The sequence below is a fragment of the Parasphingomonas frigoris genome, assembly GCF_036663815.1.
Classification (GTDB): domain Bacteria; phylum Pseudomonadota; class Alphaproteobacteria; order Sphingomonadales; family Sphingomonadaceae; genus Sphingomonas.
Window position 1 is genome coordinate 372,254 of record NZ_JAXOJQ010000001.1, and the last position, 18,127, is coordinate 390,380.

Annotated in this window: 12 protein-coding genes; 8 read left to right on the forward strand and 4 right to left on the reverse strand. The window is 66.9% G+C overall.

Annotation, left to right across the window (positions count from 1 at the left end; translation table 11 throughout):
• Positions 1 to 15: 15 nt before the first annotated feature.
• Positions 16 to 1,428, forward strand: a complete 1,413-nt coding sequence (locus U1872_RS01755; RefSeq protein WP_332791152.1) for a coniferyl aldehyde dehydrogenase — start codon at positions 16 to 18, stop codon at positions 1,426 to 1,428.
• Between the two features lie 131 nt (positions 1,429 to 1,559).
• On the opposite strand, the gene U1872_RS01760 is transcribed toward U1872_RS01755, so the two are convergent.
• From U1872_RS01760 to hppD, 4 genes are all read right to left on the reverse strand, one after another.
• Complete coding sequence (locus tag U1872_RS01760; protein ID WP_332791153.1) at positions 1,560 to 2,168, reverse strand: DUF1989 domain-containing protein; 609 nt, start codon at positions 2,166 to 2,168, stop codon at positions 1,560 to 1,562.
• Positions 2,165 to 2,872: a guanitoxin biosynthesis heme-dependent pre-guanitoxin N-hydroxylase GntA gene (gene gntA, locus U1872_RS01765; RefSeq protein WP_332791154.1), complete on the reverse strand. Its 708-nt coding sequence runs from the start codon at positions 2,870 to 2,872 to the stop codon at positions 2,165 to 2,167. The genes U1872_RS01760 and gntA overlap by 4 nt, the downstream gene beginning before the upstream one ends.
• Positions 2,873 to 2,936: 64 nt before the next feature.
• Positions 2,937 to 4,220 (reverse strand): homogentisate 1,2-dioxygenase, encoded by a 1,284-nt coding sequence (hmgA, locus tag U1872_RS01770; protein WP_332791155.1) that lies wholly within the window; start codon positions 4,218 to 4,220, stop codon positions 2,937 to 2,939.
• Between the two features lie 193 nt (positions 4,221 to 4,413).
• Positions 4,414 to 5,490 carry a 4-hydroxyphenylpyruvate dioxygenase gene (gene hppD / locus U1872_RS01775; protein ID WP_332791156.1) on the reverse strand — a complete coding sequence of 359 codons (1,077 nt, stop codon included), beginning with the start codon at positions 5,488 to 5,490 and terminating at the stop codon, positions 4,414 to 4,416.
• Positions 5,491 to 5,566: 76 nt separating this feature from the next.
• On the opposite strand from hppD, the gene U1872_RS01780 reads away from it, so the two are divergent.
• The 7 genes from U1872_RS01780 to U1872_RS01810 all read left to right on the forward strand — a co-directional run bounded on the left by U1872_RS01780 (position 5,567) and on the right by U1872_RS01810 (position 18,126).
• Positions 5,567 to 6,019 (forward strand): MarR family winged helix-turn-helix transcriptional regulator, encoded by a 453-nt coding sequence (locus U1872_RS01780; protein WP_332791157.1) that lies wholly within the window; start codon positions 5,567 to 5,569, stop codon positions 6,017 to 6,019.
• Positions 6,020 to 6,091: 72 nt separating this feature from the next.
• On the forward strand, positions 6,092 to 8,161 hold the full coding sequence (locus U1872_RS01785; RefSeq protein WP_332791158.1) for a malate synthase G: 2,070 nt from the start codon (positions 6,092 to 6,094) through the stop codon (positions 8,159 to 8,161).
• Between the two features lie 136 nt (positions 8,162 to 8,297).
• Positions 8,298 to 10,295: an autotransporter assembly complex protein TamA gene (locus tag U1872_RS01790; protein WP_332791159.1), complete on the forward strand. Its 1,998-nt coding sequence runs from the start codon at positions 8,298 to 8,300 to the stop codon at positions 10,293 to 10,295.
• On the forward strand, positions 10,295 to 14,539 hold the full coding sequence (locus U1872_RS01795) for a translocation/assembly module TamB domain-containing protein (protein WP_332791160.1): 4,245 nt from the start codon (positions 10,295 to 10,297) through the stop codon (positions 14,537 to 14,539). Before U1872_RS01790 ends, U1872_RS01795 begins: the two co-directional genes overlap by 1 nt.
• A gap of 114 nt (positions 14,540 to 14,653) precedes the next feature.
• Positions 14,654 to 16,138 (forward strand): flavin-containing monooxygenase, encoded by a 1,485-nt coding sequence (locus U1872_RS01800; RefSeq protein WP_332791161.1) that lies wholly within the window; start codon positions 14,654 to 14,656, stop codon positions 16,136 to 16,138.
• 150 nt (positions 16,139 to 16,288) lie between these two features.
• On the forward strand, positions 16,289 to 16,924 hold the full coding sequence (locus tag U1872_RS01805; RefSeq protein ID WP_332791162.1) for a CerR family C-terminal domain-containing protein: 636 nt from the start codon (positions 16,289 to 16,291) through the stop codon (positions 16,922 to 16,924).
• Entirely contained in the window at positions 16,921 to 18,126 is a 1,206-nt protein-coding gene (locus tag U1872_RS01810) for an HlyD family secretion protein (RefSeq protein ID WP_332791163.1), read from the forward strand. Before U1872_RS01805 ends, U1872_RS01810 begins: the two co-directional genes overlap by 4 nt.
• The last annotated feature ends 1 nt before the right edge of the window (position 18,127 follow it).

The window sequence follows — 18,127 nt, forward strand, 5'->3', positions numbered from 1 at the left end:
CTGAGGGGGATTGATATGACGATGAAGCAGGTGCTCGACGCGCAACGTGCCGCGTTCATGGACGAGCTGCCGGTGACGCTCGATCGGCGCAAGGATCGCCTCAAGCGCGCCGCTGCGATGATCCGCGACCATGCCGACGGCTTTTGCGACGCGCTGAGCGAGGATTTCGGGCATCGCAGCCGCGAGCAATCGATGCTCACCGACATCGCCGCATCGATCGCCCCGATCTCGCACGCGCTCAAATCGCTCGATCGCTGGGCACGGCCCGACAAGCGTGCGGTGCAGTTCCCGCTCGGCCTGCTCGGCGCGCGCGCCTGGGTCGAATATCAGCCCAAGGGCGTCGTCGGCGTGATCGCGCCGTGGAATTTTCCGGTCAATCTGGTGATGGGGCCGATCGCTGGCATCTTCGCCGCGGGCAATCGCGCGATGGTCAAGACGAGCGAGTTCACGCCGCGCACCGCTGCGCTGTTCGAGGAGGTCTGCCCGCACTATTTCGCGGCGGACGAGCTCGCTTTCTTCAGCGGTGGCGCCGAGGTGGGGAAGGCGTTTTCCGAGCTGCCGTTCGATCACCTGATCTTCACCGGCGCGACCGGGATCGGGCGGCATATCCTCCATGCAGCGGCCGACAACCTGACGCCGGTGACGCTCGAGCTCGGCGGCAAGTCGCCGGTGATCGTCGGCAAGGATGCCGACATCGCCAAGACGACCGAGCGCGTCGCGATCGGCAAGATGCTCAACGCCGGGCAGATCTGCCTCGCGCCCGATTACATGCTCGTGCCCGAAGCGCAGGAGCAAGCGGTGGTCGATGGGCTCAAGGCGGCGGTGTCGGCGATGTATCCGACCTTGCTCGCCAACCCCGATTACACCGCGATCATCAACGATCGGCATCATCAGCGGCTGCAGGACTGGGTCGCCGATGCGCGCGCCAAGGGGGCGACGGTCGAGACGGTCAATCCGGCGGGCGAGGATTTCGCCGGGTCGAACGCGCGCAAGATGCCGCTGCACATCGTCCGCAACGCGACCGACGACATGATCGTGATGCAGGAGGAGTTGTTCGGCCCGATCCTGCCGGTGCGGCGCTATAGCGGGATCGACGCGGCGATCGCCGAGGTCAATCGGCGCGACCGGCCGCTCGGCCTCTATTATTTCGGGCCCGACGCCGACGAACGGCGGCGCGTGCTCGACCGGACGATCTCGGGCGGGGTGACGCTCGACGACGTGGTGTTCCACGTCTCGATGGAAGAATTGCCATTCGGCGGGGTCGGGCCGTCGGGGATGGGTTCCTATCACGGTCCTGACGGCTTCAAGACCTTCAGCCACGCCAAGGCGGTGTTCAAGCAGGCCAAGCTCGACGTGGCGAAGCTGGCCGGGCTCAAGCCGCCTTATGGCAAGGCGACGTGGAGCAGCGTGAAGCGGCAGATGAAATAAGGTGGGGGATACTTCCTCCAACCGTCACCCCGGGCTCGTCCCGGGGCCCACCGGGCCGCAAGCGCTGCGGCCGTAGCGCGCGCGGGACGGTGGGCCCCGGCACAAGGCCGGGGTGACGAAGGGGGGTGCCTTCAGACCGTGCCCTGGTCGGCCGCATCAACCCGGTAGTGGATCGGCTTGAAGCTCCCGCCATTGCTCGCCGGCGCCGAGCAGGCAGTGAGGCCGATCACCAGGTTCATCGCGGCGCGGAAGACGATGTGGTCGCCGGCCTGGCTAAGCGGCGGCAACACCGACAGTTTGCCCGTTGCAGCATCGACCGGCACGTTCATGAAGCAGTTGAACGCGACCGGGATCCGGTCGGGCGAGATGCCATAGGGCTCGAGCGCCGCCGCGAGATTGCCGAAGCAGCCGCGATGCGGCGGCAGATCGGGATAGAAATGGTGGAAGGTGTCGTAGGAGCACGGCGTCAGCAGGAAATCGTGCCGTCCGACAGTGTCCGCGACGATCTCGAGCATCGGCGCCGAGCGGTTCGAATAGAGCAGGTGACCGGTCGTCAGGAAGATCGTCTCGGCATAATCGAGCGTCCGCCCCGACGAGATGACCTCGTCGAGATCCTCGGCATTGAAGGCGAGCAGATCGGCGACCTGCCGCCCGCGCGGGTCGATCACCGTCAGCGTCTCGCCCTTGGCGAGGCGGAAGGCGGTGCCGCTGCGCTCGGGGATTTCGATCGTTTCGCTCATTCGGCGCTGCCGGCGTAGCTGAACGGGCACTTCCATTCGGCGTCGACGACGCGACCGCTATACTGGCGCGCCTCGCTGACCTCGCCGTGGCGTGCGAGCATCGGATTGCGGCTGCCAGCGAGCGCTTCGTCGCGCACCAGGATCTTCTCGCGCATGCCCTCGTAGCGGCCCTGGTCGCGCAGCGTGGTGAACTGGTCGTGCAGGTTGAACACCATCGTCGGCTGCGCAAAGCGCCGCGCCGGACGGCTGGCATTGGGGTGCAGCCCGACGATGAAGAACGCCTCGCCGCCGAAGCTCAGCGAGAAATGCGGGCTGTCGGGGTCGGCACTGACGCCTTTGTCATAGCCCTGGCCGCGCCACACATCCTTGTCCGAGATCGACTGCGCGCGCTGCCACAAGGCGGTCTCGAACGCGTCTTCGCTGAGGCCGTGGGGGCCGTCGAAGATCACCGCGAAGCTGCGGAACAGCCCGGGATCGGCGCGATAGTCCGCGGCGAAGTGCATCAGTCCGTCATGGATGCGCAGATCGTCCCACGCGCTGTCGATCCGGTCGCAGGCGAGCACCGATAGCGTCCCCTTGGCGAGCGCGGCCTTCGCCCCGACGCACGGAAAATCCGCTGCCGCGACATGCGCGTCGAGCAGGGCCTGGAAATCGCCCTGCGCGCGGTGGCGCCAGGGGAAGAGCGGGGTCGCGGGCATCGGCATGACCATCAAGACGACTTTGCCCCGCCCAAGGTTCCCGGAAATCTAGTTGATCGCAATCAACCACTTACGGCAGTTGCGCTTTGGGGAAACCGTCCCACGCCTGATCATAGTCGGGATCGAGTGCGCTGCTTTGCAACGCAAATTCGGTTGGATGGAACACCCAGCGGCTCTCGATCATGAACGCCATCGTGCCGTCGACCTTATGCGGCTTGAGGTCGGCGGCGCTGGCGCCCTGCCAGCTTGCGACGTCGGGGCCGTGGCCGCTCATCTGATTGTGCAGCGACAGCGCGCCGGGCGAGAAGCCGTCCGCCTTGGCGTCGTATGCGCCGTAGAGCAGCCCCATGCACTCGCTCATCGTGTTGCGGTGGAACCAGGGCGGGCGGAAGGTGTCCTCGGCCACCAGCCAGCGCGGCGGGAAGATGACGAAATCGACGTTGGCGGTGCCGGGCACGTCACTCGGGGAGGTCAGCACGGTGAAGATCGACGGATCGGGATGATCGAAGCTGATGCTGCCGATCGTGTTGAAGCGCGCGAGATCATATTTCCACGGCACATAGTTGCCGTGCCACGCGACGACATCGAGCGGTGAGCGGCCGAGGTCGGTGCTCCACAGGCTGCCGAGGAATTTCTGGACGAGCTGATAGTCGCCCGCGACATCCTCGAAACAGGCGACCGGCGTCTCGAAATCGCGCGGGTTGGCGAGGCCGTTGGCGCCGATCGGGCCGAGGTCGGGCAGGCGGAAGGGCTGGCCGTGATTTTCGGCGACATAGCCGCGTGCGCTGCCGTCGGGGAGCGTGACGCGGAGGCGCACGCCGCGCGGGATCAGCGCGACTTCGCCGGGCTTGATGTCGATCCGTCCGAATTCGGTGAGGAGGGTGAGTGCGCCTTGCTCAGGCAGGATCAGCAGTTCGCCATCGGCCGAGGCGAAGGCGCGGTTTTCCATGTCCCTGGTCGCGCGGTAGACGTGCATCGCGACGCCGGTCTGCGTCTTGGGGCCATCGCCCGCGACGAGCATCGTCGTCAGGCTGTCGAGCCAGTCGGCATCGGGCGTGGCGTCGAGCGGACCCCAGCGCAGGCGGTTGGGGGCGAGCGGCGCTTTGGCGATGCCGGGCGCGAACAGCGGGGCGCCATCATAGCGGGTGAACGCGGGATGCGCTGCCGACGGGCGCAGGCGGTAGAGCCAGGAGCGCTTGTTCTCGTGGCGTGGCGCCGTGAAGGCGGTGCCGCTGAGCTGCTCGGCGTAAAGGCCGAAGGCGGGCTTCTGGGGGGAATTGCGGCCGACGGGGAGCGCGCCGGGGACGGCTTCGCTGGCGAAGTGGTTGCCGAAGCCGGTCATATAGTCGGTCATCGTGTCCCTTTCTCCCTCGCCCCGGCGGGGAGAGGGTAGCGTAGCTTGGCAGCTTGCTGCCTAGCGAAGCTGGGGAGAGGGGCGGCAGCGCGCGCACGGTCGACCCCTCTCCCAACCTCCGCTAGGCCCCGCAGAAGATGCGGGACCAAGCTGTGGTATCCCTCTCCCCTGTCCAGGGGCGAGGGAGAAGGATTCAGGCTTCGACCGCGCCCGGCACCACGCCACGGCGGATCTGGTCGAGCTCGATGCTCTCGAACAGTGCCTTGAAATTGCCCTCGCCGAAGCCGTCATTGCCCTTGCGCTGGATAATCTCGAAGAAGATCGGCCCGACCATATTCTCGGTGAAGATCTGCAGCAGCAGCCCGCCGCCGGTTTCGGGCGCGCCGTCGATCAGGATGTCGCGCTTGCGCATTTCCTCGACGTCGTGGTTATGGCCCGGCAGGCGCTTGTCGATCAGGTCGAAATAGGTCTGCGGCGTCGTCTGGAAGCGGATGCCGTTGGCGCGCAGCGTGTCGACGGTCTTGAAAATGTCGTCGGTCGCCAGCGCCAGATGCTGGATGCCTTCGCCCTTATAGTCCTTGATGAACTCCTCGATCTGCGAATGCTCGTCCTGGCTCTCGTTCAACGGGATGCGGATCTTGTCATCGGGCGCGGTCATCGCCTTGGAGAAGAGGCCGGTCGACTGACCCTCGATGTCGAAATAGCGGATCTGGCGGAAGTTAAAGATCCGCTCGTAATAATCCGCCCAATAGCTCATCCGTCCGCGCTGCAGATTGTGCGTCAGATGGTCGAGTGTGTGGAGGCCGACGCTGTGGTCGTCCACGCCAGCGCCGTCGACGGGGGTAAAGTCGGTCTCGTAGATGCGCGACTTCTCGTCGACCAGATACAGGTTCGCGCCGCCGATGCCCTCGATCGCGGGAAGGTCGAGCTCGTCCGGGCCGACTGCGCCCTTGACCGCAACCGCGCCGCGTTCGACCGCCATTTTCAGCGCGTCTTCGCCGTCAGCGACGCGGAACGCCATCGCATTGGCCGAGGGCCCGTGCGTGTCGCGGAAGCCCGCGACCTGGCCGGCATCGTCCATGTTGAGCAGGAAGTTGATGTCACCCTGCGCATAGCGGCGGACGTTCTTCGACTTGTGGTTGCCGACATGGGTGAAGCCCATCTTGACGAACAGGTCGGCCATCGCCTCGGGGCTGGGCGAGGTGAATTCGACGAATTCGAAGCCGTTGAGGCCCATCGGATTCTCAGGCTTGGTGTCTGGCGCGGTCATCGGTCGGCTCCAACTGGTTTCAGATGAAACGATATAGCGGGCTTGCGCGGGGCGGTCCATCCCGTATCGATTGTCCATGGCAACGCTCAAGCTCGACGAGTTCCTTCCCTATCGCCTGTCGATCGCGTCGAACCGCGTCTCGGCGGCGATCGCGAGCGCGTATCGCACGCTGTTCGGGCTGCGGATTCCCGAGTGGCGGCTGGTCGCGGTAATCGCCGAGGGGCCAGGCCTGACGCAGCAGGCGCTGGGGGTAGCGACGCGGATGGACAAGGTCACGGTCAGCCGTGCGGCCGCCACGCTGGTCGAACGCGGGCTGGTCGAGCGGTGCCCCAACCCGGGCGATCAGCGCTCGCATCTGCTCGTGCTGACCGCTGCCGGTCGCGCGCTGTACGACGATGTCGCGCCCAAGGCGCTCGAACTGGAAGGGCGCGTGTTCGCGGGGTTTTCGCTCGAGGAAATCGCGACCTTTCGCGCGATGCTCGACCGGATCGAGGCGTCGGCCGCGCCGTTCGATCCCGAACGGGGTTGATGCGGGTCGCGCTACTGGCCTAAGCCAGCGGCTGACCTCCCCAGGCCGATCGTGATTTCCAGGAGGACCTTCATGCCCGATATGCTCGACCGCGCCGGCCTTTCCGTCGCCACGCCGCTCGCGACCTTCGTCGAGAAGCGCGTGCTGCCGGGGCTCGATATCGCGGCGGATGCATGGTGGGCCGGGGTCGCGGCGATCTTCGCGCGGTTCGGCCCGGAAAACGCGGCTTTGCTCGAGGTTCGCGACGAACTGCAGAGCAAGATCGATGCGCGCTACCAGGCCGGCGAGGCGGTCGACGAGGCCTATCTGCGCGAGATCGGCTATCTCGTGCCCGAGCCCGCACCCTTCACGATCGGCACCGAGCATGTCGATGCCGAAGTCGCGACGATGGCGGGGCCGCAGCTCGTCGTGCCGATCCTCAACGCGCGCTTCCTGCTCAACGCCGCCAATGCGCGCTGGGGCAGCCTGTACGATGCCTATTACGGCACCGATGCGCTGCCCGGAATGGCGGTGCCGGGCGGTTACGATCCGGTGCGCGGGCAGCAGGTCGTCGCCGCGGCGAAGGCGTTCCTCGACCAGGCCGTCCCGCTGGCACACGGATCGTGGAGCGACCTGGGCGAGCACGAACCCGAGCTGCGCGATCCGGCACAGCTCGTTGCGCGCAAGGGCGCGTCGTGGCTGTTCGTCCATCACGGCCTGCATTTCGAGGTGGTGGTCGACCGCGAGCATCCGATCGGCCGCGACGATCCGTCGGGGATCGCCGACGTCATTCTCGAATCGGCGCTGACGACGATCTGCGATCTCGAGGATTCGATCGCGGCGGTCGACGCCGACGACAAGGTCGCCGCCTACGCCAACTGGCTGGGGCTGATGAAGGGCGATCTCGCGGAATCGTTCGAGAAGGGCGGCAAGACGGTCTCGCGCCGGCTCAACCCCGACCGCGTCTATGACAACGGGCTGACGCTCGCCGGGCGCAGCCTGCTGTTCGTGCGCAATGTCGGCCATCTGATGACGACGCCCGCGCTTCGGCTCGCCGACGGCAGCGACGCGCCCGAGGGGATCCTCGATGCAATCCTGACCAGCACGATCGCGCTGTACGACCTGCGCGAACACGGCGCCTATCGCAACAGCCGCGCCGGCTCGGTCTATATCGTCAAGCCCAAGATGCATGGCCCGGCCGAATGCGCCTTCACCAACGCGCTGTTCGACGCGGTCGAGGATCTGCTCGGCCTGGCGCGCAACACGATCAAGGTCGGCGTGATGGACGAGGAGCGCCGCACCTCGGCCAATCTCGCCGCCTGCATCGAAGCGGTGAAGGACCGCATCGTCTTCATCAACACCGGCTTCCTCGATCGCACCGGCGACGAGATGCACACCGCGATGCGCGCCGGGCCGATGGTGCCGAAGGGCGAGATGAAGACCAGCGACTGGATCAAGGCGTATGAGGACCGCAACGTCCGCATCGGCCTCGCTGCGGGTCTCTCGGGCAAGGCGCAGATCGGCAAGGGGATGTGGGCCGCGCCCGACCGGATGGGCGACATGATGACGCAGAAGATCGGCCATCCGCAGGCCGGAGCCAACACCGCCTGGGTGCCGTCGCCGACCGCGGCGACGCTGCACGCGATGCATTATCACCAGGTCGACGTGTTCGCGCGGCAGAAGGAGATCGCGAAGGAGGCGGTCCCCGGGCTCGATCGCCTGCTTGCGGTGCCGGTCGCGGACAAGGGGCGCAACTGGACGCCCGACGAGATCCGCGCCGAGCTCGACAACAATGCGCAGGGCATCCTCGGCTATGTCGTGCGCTGGATCGATCAGGGGGTCGGCTGCTCGAAGGTGCCCGACATCCACGACATCGGGCTGATGGAAGATCGCGCGACGCTGCGCATCTCGTCGCAGCACATCGCCAATTGGCTGCTCCACGGCGTAGCGACCACGGCTGAAGTCGATGCGGCGTTCGAGCGGATGGCGGCGAAGGTCGATGTCCAAAATGCCGGCGACCCGCTTTATCGCCCGATGAGCGGCCATCCGGAGAGCCTCGCCTGGCAGGCGGCCCGTGCGCTGGTGTTCGACGGGATTGCCCAGCCCAATGGCTATACCGAGCCGCTGCTCCACACCTATCGGCGCATGCTCAAACAAAGTTAGGGAAACCAACGCCGTTTCGTGCGTTCGGGGGTTGAGCGGGAGCAGTATACGCGCGAATCCTGCCGCGAAGCGGGGAAGTTGGTCTTTGAGCGTATCGGGGTTTTCAAGTGGGTTGATCGCTGTGGCTGCTGCAGGAATGCAACAGGCGCAGCCTCAGGTTGTGCCGGTCGTGCCGCAGGCGATCGAGCAGCAGGCGGCGGAGAAGCCGATCGTCCCCGACGCGGAGTTCAACACCGCACTGCCGCCTTTGTCGAACGACATCAACGCGCCGCTCGAGCCGATGACGCCGGTCGCGCAGATGCCTGCCGAGACCGCGCCTCCCGAACTCGCGCAACCTTTGCCCACGTTGCAGGGGTTCGATTCGACCCCGTTGGTCGACGTTACCGTCAAGGACGAGAAAGCGCCGCAGATCCGTTATGATACGGTGTTGCGCGGACTCGATGAACTGGGCCTCAAGGGGCAGTTCAACGGTCTGTCCGCACTCAAGAATGGTGGCGGCAAGGCCGGCAATGCGACGGTCGTCTCGGCGCGCGGCCGCGAGGATGAAGCGCTTGCGGTGCGGCTGATGAAGTCGCTCGGCTATTATGACGGGACGGCGGTCTCAACGATCGAGCAGGTTCCGGGCGATGCGACCCGCGTCCGCGCGATCGTCTCGGCGACGCCGGGCAAGCAGTATAAATTCGGCAGCATCACGGTAAAGGCGCAGCCGACCACGCCGCCGGGGCTGGTCGAGAGCCAGTTGCCCCTCAAGGTCGGCGATGCGATCGAGGCAGAGCGCGTGCAGGGCGCCGAGGCGAACGTCGCGTTGATCCTGCCGCAGCGCGGCTACCCCTTCGCCAAGGTCGGCCAGCGCGACATCCTCCTCGACGATGCCGTCGGTACGGGCGACTATACGCTGCCGGTCGACACCGGCCCGCGGTCGTCGTTCGGGACCTTCACCACCGAGGGTCGGCTCGCCTTCGGTGCCGAACATGTCAGCGTGCTGACGCGCTTCAAGCCCGGCCAACTCTACGACAACCGCCTGACCGACGATCTGCGCGCCGCGCTCGTCGCGACCGGCCTGTTCTCGACCGTTTCGGTCGAGCCGGTGCGGACCGGCAACATCAACCCCGACGGGACCGAGCAGGTCAATCTGCTGGTCAAGCAGGAGCGCGGCAAGCCGCGCTCGCTCGCGGTGAGCGGCGGCTACAGCACCGGGCAGGGCATCCGGCTCGAAGGATCGTACACCGATCGCAACCGCTTCCCCGCCGAGGGCGCCTTGATCCTCACCGCGGTCGGCGGCACGCAGGAGCAGGGCGCGAGCGCGACCTTCCGCCGCTCGAATGCCGGCAAGCGCGACAAGACGGTGACCTTCACCGCCGCGGCCGATCGCACCAGCTACGACGCGTACAACGCGCTGACCGCGACGCTGTCGGGCAAGGTGTCGTACGATTCGACCCCGCTGTGGCAGAAGAAATTCACCTACGCCTATGGCTTCGAATTGGTCGGCACCAATGAGAGCGTCTATGATTTCGGCTTGGGCGACCGCAAGCGTGGCACCTACTTCATCGTCGCGCTGCCGGGGCAGGTGCTGTTCGATCGCTCGGACAGCCTGCTCAACCCGACCAAGGGCTATCGCCTCAAGCTGAGCGTCAGCCCGGAAACCTCGGTGCGCGGCGCGGTGCGGCCTTATGCCCGCACGCTGATCGAGGCGAGCGGCTATTATCCGATCGGCGACAAGATCGTGCTGGCGGGGCGCGTCCGTGCGGGCTCGATCGCCGGCACAGGGCGCGACGATCTGGCGCCCTCGCGGCGCTATTATGGCGGCGGCGGCGGATCGGTGCGCGGTTATGGCTATCAGCGGCTCGGGCCGCTCGATCCGCAGGGCAATCCGGTCGGCGGTCGCTCGCTCAACGAATTCGCGCTCGAGGCGCGCTATCGCTTCGGCAATTACGGCATCGTGCCGTTCTTCGACGGTGGCAACGCCTATGAAGGGCCGATCCCGAAGGGGACCGACCTGCGCTACGGCGCGGGCATCGGCGGGCGCTTCTACACCAATTTCGGGCCGCTGCGCGTCGACGTCGCGACCCCGCTCAACCCCCGTAAGGGCGACGGCAAGGTCGCGCTCTACATCTCGATCGGACAAGCTTTCTGATGGCCGAAGAAGAGGTCGTCGTCGTGCGCCGTCCGCTGTGGCAGCGTATCGCAAAGTGGTTCGGCATCACGCTGATCGCGCTGGTCGCGCTGGTCGGCCTGGTCGTGCTCGGGCTCAACACCGCGCCCGGGCGTCGGGTGATCGCCGACTATCTCGGCGGCTACAAGACCGCCTCCGGGCTCAACATCAAGGTCGGGCGGATCGAGGGTTCGCTATACGGTGCGATGGTGCTGACCGACGTCCGCGTCAGCGACCCCAAGGGCGTGTTCCTGACCTCGCCGCGGATCGCGGTCGACTGGCGGCCGTTCGCCTATGCCAGCAACCATATCGACGTCCGCTCGGCGCAGGCCGCGCTGGTGACGATGACGCGCTCGCCGGCCTTCACGCCGACGCCGACCGATCCCAACGCGCCGATCCTGCCCGATCTCGATGTCGATATCGGCAAGCTGACGATTGACCGCTTCATCATCGGCAAGGCGGTCTCGGGCCAGCCGCACATCATCCGCATCGATGGCGCGACGCACATCGCCGACAAGCGCGCGCAGGTCACCGCCGATGTCGCGGCGCTGACCGGACCCGGCATCGCCGGCGGCGACCGGATGACGGTCAAGCTCGACGCGGTGCCTGATCAGGACAAACTCGATCTCGACGCACGCGTGACCGCGCCGGCGAATGGCGTCGTCGCGAGCATGAGTGGGCTCAAGGCCCCGCTCGATGTCACCATCGGTGGCAAGGGCGGCTGGAAGGCCTGGACCGGCAAGGCCGTCGGCACGCTCGGCGGCGCCTCGCTCGCCGACCTGACGCTCGAAGCACATAGCGGCACCTTCAAAGTGCGCGGCACGACCAATCCCGGACTCTATCCCGGCGGCGCGCCCAAGGATAAGGCGACCCCGGTCAACCCGATCGCGCGGCTGACCGCGCCTGCGCTCCAGGTTGCGATCGATGCGACGCTCGACCAGCGCAAGGTCAACCTGACGACGACGCTGCGCTCGGACGCGCTCGCGCTCGACGCCAAGGGCCTGCTCGATTTCGCGCAGAGCAGCTTCGGCCAGTTCGCGGTCAACGCCAAATTGCTGACCCCCGGCGCGATCGCCCCCAACCTCAACGGGCGCGATGTCGCCGCACGCGTCGTGCTCGACGGCAAATTCGCGACCCCGGTCGTCAATTATGTCGTGACGGCGGGCGTGCTCGGCTTCGGCGAGACGCGCGTCGAGCAGCTCTATGCCTCGGGCCTCGCGCGGGTGAATGCCGACCATATCATCGTGCCGGTCGCGGCGCGGGCGGCTCGGGTCACCGGGCTCAATGCGGCGGCGGGTGGATTGCTCGACAATGTCGCGATCAACGGCGATTTCGCGATCGCCAAGGGCAAATTACTGTCCGACAATCTGCGGATCCGCTCGCGCAAGATCGATGCGACCGCGGTCGTCGTCGCTGACCTCGCGACCGGCCTGTATCGCGGCGCGATCAACGGCCGCGTCAACGATTACAAGGTCGACGGCTTCGGCATCCTGTCGCTGCGTACCGACGCCAAGCTGGTGACGGTCGGCGGCGGTGGCTTCGGCATCACCGCGCATGTCGCCGCCAAGACGTCGCAGATCTTCAACGAAGGCGCGCGCACCTTCCTCGGCGGCAATGCCGCGGTCACCGCCGATGTCGGCTACGATCCCAACGGCATCATCACCTTCCGCAACCTGCGGCTGAACGCGCCGCAGTTCCGCGTGACGCGCGGGCAGGGGCGCTATGACCCCAAGGGCCCGCTGCTGGTCGATGCCGACGCCTATTCGACGCAATATGGCCCGCTCACCGCGCGCGTCACCGGGACCGCGACCAAGCCGGTCGTCCTGCTGCGCGCCGCGCGGCCCGGCGTCGGGATCGGCCTCGTCAATCTCGAGGCGCAGGTGCGCGGCAACGGCACCTCGTATGCGGTGCTCGCCAAGGGCGGAACCAATTACGGGCCGTTCACCGCCGACGTGCTAGTGACGCCGTCGCCGCGGCTGACCGCTGACATCCACAATGCGCGCTTCGCCGGCGTCGATTTCAAGGGCCGCGTCCAGCAGCTCGCGGCAGGGCCGTTCGGCGGGCGGATCACCTTTGCCGGGTCGGGCATCAGTGGTACGGCCCTGCTCGGGGCGCAGGGCAAGGTCCAGCGCGTCGACGTCGCCGCGCGGGCGAGCAACGCAAAGATTCCGGGCGCGACCGACTTCACGATCGGGCGTGCGATCATCAACGCGCAGGCGGTGCTCTACCCGAATGCGCCGCAGATCATCGCCGACGCGCAGGTCGCCGACCTCCGCTATGGCGCGGCCGTGCTGTCGGCGGCGCGGGCCAAGATCAATTACGTCAACGGCAGCGGGACCGCGCAGGCGCTGGCGACGGGGTCGAACGGCGTTCCGTTCCGCATCGCCGCCAATGCGCGGCTGAGCCCCAAGCTGTGGCTGGTCGCAACACAGGGCCAGGCCAACGGGATCAATTTCAAGACCGGCAACGTCGCGCGGATCGAGATCGATCGCGGCGCCTATCGCCTGCAGCCGACGCGGATCGACTTCGGCGCGGGCGCGAACAGCGCGGGCGGCAGCGCACGCGTCGCCGGCGAATATGGCAAGGGCCTGTCGGCCAAGCTGCGGCTCGACTCGCTCGACGTGTCGGTCGCCAACGCGATCGTGCCCGATCTCGGGCTCGGCGGCACCGCGACGGGGTCGCTCGACTATACCCAGCCGCAGGGCGCCTCGGTGCCGCAGATCGCCGGTCAGTTCCGCGTCAAGAACTTCACGCGGTCGAGCCTGGCGAGTGTGTCGGACCCGGTCGACCTGATCGCGCAGGTCGGGCTGACCGATGCCGGCGGCGATGCCCGCGCGCTGATCCAGCGCGGCGGCACGACCGTCGGACGGATCGTCGCAACGCTGCGGCCGCTCGGTGGCGGCAGCAGCTGGACGCAGCGCCTGCTCGCGGCGCCGCTGTCGGGCGGGATCCGCTATAACGGCCCGTCGAGCGTGCTCTTCTCGTTCGCCGGGCAGGCCAAGCAGCAGCTGTCGGGGCCGATCGCGGTCGCGGCGGACTTTGGCGGGCGCGTCGATGCACCGCAGCTGTCGGGGCTGATCCGCGCCGATGCGCTGACCTATGACAACGAAACCTATGGCACGCGGCTGACGCAGATGAAGATTGCGGGGCGCTTCACCAACGATCGCCTCGAGATCACGCAGCTGTCGGCCAAGGCCGGCGACGGTACGGTGCAGGCGCAGGGCTCGGTCGGCTTCTCGTCGGCGGCGGGCTTCCCGATCGATATCAAGGCGACGCTGCGCAACGCGCGGCTCGCCAGCAGCGATGCGCTCGGCGCGACGGCTACTGGCACGATCGCGGTCACCAACAGCAAGGCCAATGGCGGGCTGATCACCGGCGATATCCGCATCCCCAATGCGCGCTACGAGATCATCCGCCAGGGCCAGGCCGAGGTTGCCGAGCTCACCGGGGTGCGCCGCAAGAGCGATCTGGTGAAGGCGGCGACTCAGCCCGTCGCGGCGGCACCGGTCGGCCTGTTCAAGCTCGACCTGCGCGTCCGTGCCGAGAACCAGCTGTTCGTCTCAGGGATGGGGCTCGAGTCCGAGTGGGAGGCCGACATGCGCGTGGCGGGCACCTCGGCCGCGCCGCGAATTCTCGGGCGGTTGCAGATCGTGCGCGGTACCTATTCGTTCGCGGGCAAGAAGTTCGAGGTCACCAAGGGCGACGTCCGTTTCGACGGTGGCGCCTTGGTCGACCCCGAGATCAACATCAGCGCGACGACGACGACCAACGACATCACCGTCGAGATCGACATCACCGGCACCGGCCAGCGGCCGCAGATCGCGTTCACCTCGACCCCGGCACTGCCGCAGGACGAAGTGCTCAGCCGCCTGCTGTTCGGCAGCTCTGTGACCAACCTGTCGGCAATCCAGGCGATCCAGCTGGCAGCGGCGCTCAACTCGCTGCGCGGGTCGGGCGGCGGGCTCAACCCGCTCGGCAAGCTGCGCAGCGTCGCCGGGATCGACCGGTTGCGCATCCTGGGGGCCGACTCGGCGACCGGGCAGAGCACGTCGCTGGCCGCTGGCAAGTACATCACCAACAACATCTATGTCGAAGTGATCACCGATGCGCGCGGCTTCACCGCGACGCAGCTCGAGATTTCGCTGACCAAGGCGCTCAGCGTGCTGTCGCAGGCCGGGTCGTTCGGCGGATCTAACGTTACGGTACGCTACAAGAAGGACTTCTGAGGCGGGGTTGGCTGTCGGCATCGTCCGTGAAGGGGCGATGCCGGCGCCGAATTTGCGCGCTGGCCACTTCCCGTCGCTCAGAAAATCGAATATCCGGTATCCCGGAGAACGATCATGGGCCGTGAGCATTTCGACGTCGTGGTGGTGGGAGCAGGGCTGTCGGGGATCGGCGCCGGATACCATCTGCAAACGCTGTGTCCCGATCGCAGCTACACGATTCTCGAAGGGCGCAAAGCGCTTGGCGGGACGTGGGATCTGTTCCGCTACCCCGGCATCCGTTCCGACTCCGACATGTACACGCTCGGCTACGCGTTCAAGCCGTGGACCGAGGCCAAGGCGATCGCCGACGGCCCGTCGATCCTGCAGTATGTCGGCGAGACCGCGAGGGAGCACGGCATCGACCGGCACATCCGCTTCGGCCACCACGTCAAGCGCGCCGCCTGGTCGACCGCCGACGCGTGCTGGACGGTCGAGGCCGACGGCCCCGACGGGCCGGTCACGCTGACCTGCAACTTCCTTTTCATGTGCAGCGGCTATTACAATTACGCCCGCGGCCACACGCCCGAATGGGCCGGCGCCGAGCAGTTCGCCGGCCGCATCGTCCATCCGCAATTCTGGCCCGCCGATCTCGATTATGCCGGCAAGCGCGTCGTCGTGATCGGCAGCGGCGCGACCGCGGTGACGCTGGTCCCGGCGATGGCGAAGACTGCGGCGCATGTGACGATGCTCCAGCGCTCGCCGACCTACGTCGTCTCGCGTCCGGCCGAGGACAAGACGGCGAACTGGCTGCGCACCAAGCTGCCGGCGATGCTCGCCTATCGGCTGGTGCGGTGGCGCAATGTCCTGCTCGGCATGCTGTTCTTCAATCTTGCGCGCAAGCGACCGGCGCAGACCAAGGAGCGGCTGGTCGGGATGGTGCAGGAGCAACTCGGCGCCGACTATGACGTCGCGACGCACTTCACCCCCAAATACAATCCGTGGGACCAGCGGCTGTGCCTCGTCCCCGACGCCGATTTGTTCGAGGCGGTACGCGGCGGGACGGCCTCGGTCGTCACCGATACGATCAAGCACTTCACGCCGACCGGCATCGCGCTCGACTCGGGCGCGGAGATCGCGGCCGACGTCGTCGTCACCGCGACCGGGCTCGAGCTGCAACTGCTCAGCGACGTCGCCTTCAGCGTCGACGGCCGGCCGGTCGATCTTGCCGAAACCTACAATTACAAGGGCATGATGTATTCGGGGGTGCCGAACATGGCGTCGTCGTTCGGCTACACCAATGCGTCGTGGACGCTCAAGGCCGACCTGACGTGCGGCTACGTCTGCCGCCTGCTCAACACGATGCGCAAGCGCGGGCTGCGCCAGGCGACGCCGACGATGGGTGACACCGTCCAAGTGCCCAAGCCGTTCCTCGATTTCACCTCGGGCTATGTCACGCGCGCGATGGAGAAATTTCCGAAGCAGGGCAGCAAGGCGCCGTGGCGCGTCCATCAGAATTATGCCCGCGACCTGCTCGCGCTGCGCTACGGGTCGGTCGACGACGGGATGGTCTTTTCCAGCCCGGTGGGCGCGACCGTCGGACGGGTGAGAGTCGCGGCCTAACGTTTCTGCTGACTCTCCGCGCGCAAACCTCCGTGTAGCGCGACCAACGATTCTTCCAGATCTCGGCGGAACCCGGCGAAGGCCGCCTCGTTCACGCGTCACTGTAACGAACTGTTGCTATGTTCGTTCGAACGAACTAGTGGCGGATTCGTGATCCACCAGCGCCTCCTCGATATCGCGATTTCGGAATTCGCGGCCAAAGGCCTCGATGGCGCGAGCACGCGCACGATTGCCGCCAAGGCGGGCACTGCGATGTCGTCGATCACCTATCATTTTGGTGGCAAGGAGGGGCTTTACCTCGCTGCTGCCGACCATATCGCGACGCAGATCGGTGACCATGTCGCGCCGGAGATTCGCGACGCCGGCATTCCGGCGGGCACCACCGCCGAACAGGCACGGGTGCTGATCCACGAGATGCTCGCACGCTTCATCGAGACGATGGCGGGAGAGAAGAGCGCCGCTTTCTCCTTGTTCATCATGCGCGAACAGATGGAGCCGACCGAGGCGTTCGAGCGCATCTACGGCGGGCTGATGGGCCGGATGCTGAGCGTCCTCGTCGAGCTCGTGTGCCTCGCCACAGGAGGCAGCGCCGAGACGGCGCGCGTCGTGGTCATCACGCTGATGGGGCAGGTCACCGTGCTGCGCGCCTCGCGCGCGACGGTGCTCAAGCTGATGCAGTGCACCGAATTCGACGCGCAGGCCGCCGCAACGCTGTCCGCGCGGATCGTCGCCAATACCAACGCCATTCTCGACCAGCTGATCGCCGAACGACAGGAGCTTCCATGAGCGAAGACCACAGCAACGCCGCCACGACCGATGATTCCGACGACCACAAGACCCAGACCAAAGCGGACGGTGCGCAGGATCAGAAGGGCGGCAAGGCGCAGGATAGCGACGACCAGGACGACGCAACGGACGGCGACGATTCGGACGATGCGCCGAAGAAGCCGTCGATCTTCAGCAAGCCGCTGTTCTGGATCATCCTGGTCGTCGTGGTCGCGGCGGTCGCAATCGGTGGCACGCTCTATTATCTCGATGCGCGGCAATATGAGACGACCGACGATGCCTTCGTCGACGCGCATATCGTGCGGATTTCGCCCAAGGTCGCGGGCACGTTGAAGTCGGTAGCGGACATCGACAACCGCCATGTCGAGGCCGGTCGTTTGCTCGCAACCATTGAGCCGTCGGGCCCTGAGGCGCAGGTCGCCGAAGCAACCGCGAACGTCAAGCAGGCCGAGGCGCAGGTCGAGCAGGCGCTCGCGCAGGTTGCCGCGGCGCAGGCGACGCGCGACCAGGCGGCCGCACAGGCGCGCGCTCCGCTCGCCACGGCGGCCAAGGCGCAGCAGGATCTCGCGCGCTATCAGGCGTTGCTGCGGATCGATCCCGCCGCCGTCGCCGGGCAGCAGCTCGATGCCGCACGCGCGACCGCGCGTTCGACCGCGGCCGATGCCGCCGCCGCCCGCCAGCAGATCGACAGCGCCAACGCCAACATCGTCGTCGCCCGCCGTCAGGTCACCGCCGCGCAGGCCGTGATCGAGGCGCGGCGCGCGTCGGTGCGGCAGGCCAACGTCACGCTCGGCGACAACCGCCTGGTCGCCCCGGTCTCAGGCCAGGTGGTCAACCGCTCGGTCAATGTCGGCTCCTACGTCGGGCCGGGCACGCAGCTGATGGCGATCGTCCCCGATCACATCTGGGTCACCGCCAATTTCAAGGAAACCCAGCTGCAGCTGATGACGATCGGCCGCCCGGTCGAGATCAAAGTCGACGCCTATCCCGACGTGAAGTTCAAGGGCCATGTCGATTCGATCCAGCGCGGGGCGGGGCAGGCGTTCGCTTTGCTGCCGCCACAGAATGCGACCGGCAATTACGTCAAGGTCGTCCAGCGCGTGCCGGTGCGGATCGAGTTCGATCTCAAGAACGGCCCCGATCCGCGCAAATATCCGCTGGGGCCCGGCATGTCGGTCGTGCCGACGGTCAAGGTCCGCTGAG

Excerpts from the sequence above, each read along its gene's own strand:
- gntA (WP_332791154.1), bottom strand. The coding sequence starts at position 2,872 with ATGCCGATGCCCGCGACCCCGCTCTTCCCCTGGCGCCACCGCGCGCAG.
- U1872_RS01755 (WP_332791152.1), top strand. The coding sequence starts at position 16 with ATGACGATGAAGCAGGTGCTCGACGCGCAACGTGCCGCGTTCATGGAC.
- U1872_RS01795 (WP_332791160.1), top strand. The coding sequence starts at position 10,295 with ATGGCCGAAGAAGAGGTCGTCGTCGTGCGCCGTCCGCTGTGGCAGCGT.
- U1872_RS01810 (WP_332791163.1), top strand. The coding sequence starts at position 16,921 with ATGAGCGAAGACCACAGCAACGCCGCCACGACCGATGATTCCGACGAC.
- hppD (WP_332791156.1), bottom strand. The coding sequence starts at position 5,490 with ATGACCGCGCCAGACACCAAGCCTGAGAATCCGATGGGCCTCAACGGC.
- hmgA (WP_332791155.1), bottom strand. The coding sequence starts at position 4,220 with ATGACCGACTATATGACCGGCTTCGGCAACCACTTCGCCAGCGAAGCC.
- U1872_RS01785 (WP_332791158.1), top strand. The coding sequence starts at position 6,092 with ATGCCCGATATGCTCGACCGCGCCGGCCTTTCCGTCGCCACGCCGCTC.
- U1872_RS01760 (WP_332791153.1), bottom strand. The coding sequence starts at position 2,168 with ATGAGCGAAACGATCGAAATCCCCGAGCGCAGCGGCACCGCCTTCCGC.
- U1872_RS01780 (WP_332791157.1), top strand. The coding sequence starts at position 5,567 with ATGGCAACGCTCAAGCTCGACGAGTTCCTTCCCTATCGCCTGTCGATC.
- U1872_RS01800 (WP_332791161.1), top strand. The coding sequence starts at position 14,654 with ATGGGCCGTGAGCATTTCGACGTCGTGGTGGTGGGAGCAGGGCTGTCG.
- U1872_RS01790 (WP_332791159.1), top strand. The coding sequence starts at position 8,298 with ATGCAACAGGCGCAGCCTCAGGTTGTGCCGGTCGTGCCGCAGGCGATC.